At 70.2% G+C, this 904-nt stretch carries 1 protein-coding gene; it reads left to right on the top strand.

The features are described from left to right. Positions 1-904 (top strand): lipoyl synthase (gene lipA, locus ACFF45_RS35490; RefSeq protein ID WP_381351168.1); only part of this gene is annotated, 904 nt, incomplete at both ends.

Genomic DNA, 904 nt, shown 5'->3' with positions numbered 1-904 from the left:
GGACGCAAGATGCTGCGCCTGGAGGTCCGCAACAGCCAGACCCCCATCGAGCGCAAGCCCGAGTGGATCAAGACCCGGGCGAAAACGGGCCCCGAGTACACCAAGATGCAGAACCTCGTGAAGAGCGAGGGCCTGCACACGGTCTGCCAGGAGGCCGGCTGCCCGAACATCTACGAGTGCTGGGAGGACCGCGAGGCCACCTTCCTCATCGGCGGCGACCAGTGCACCCGGCGCTGCGACTTCTGCCAGATCGACACCGGCAGGCCCGAGGCGCTCGACCGCGACGAGCCCCGCCGGGTCGGCGAGTCCGTGGTCACCATGGACCTGAACTACGCCACCGTCACCGGCGTCGCCCGCGACGACCTGGCCGACGGCGGCGCCTGGCTGTACGCCGAGACCGTCCGCCAGATCCACGCCCAGACCACCGCCCGCGAGGCCGGCCGCACCAAGGTCGAACTGCTCGCCCCCGACTTCAACGCCGTCCCCGAGCAGCTGGCCGAGGTCTTCTCCGCCCGCCCCGAGGTCTTCGCGCACAACGTCGAGACCGTCCCGCGGATCTTCAAGCGGATCCGCCCCGGCTTCCGCTACGAGCGCTCCCTGAAGGTCATCACCGAGGCCCGCGACGCCGGCCTGGTGACCAAGTCGAACCTGATCCTCGGCATGGGCGAGACCCGCGAGGAGGTCAGCGAGGCGCTCAGGCAGCTGCACGGCGCGGGCTGCGAGCTGGTCACCATCACCCAGTACCTGCGCCCGTCCGTGCGCCACCACCCCGTGGAGCGCTGGGTCAAGCCGCAGGAGTTCGTCGAGCTGAAGGAGGAGGCCGAGCAGATCGGCTTCTCCGGCGTGATGTCCGGCCCGCTGGTCCGCTCCTCCTACCGCGCCGGACGGCTCTACCAGATGGCCG

Origin of the sequence: Streptomyces cinereospinus, from assembly GCF_042430725.1 — a bacterium.
GTDB lineage: Bacteria > Actinomycetota > Actinomycetes > Streptomycetales > Streptomycetaceae > Streptomyces > Streptomyces cinereospinus.
Note: the sequence above shows the minus strand (reverse complement) of the source record. Positions and strands in the feature narration are given on the sequence as shown.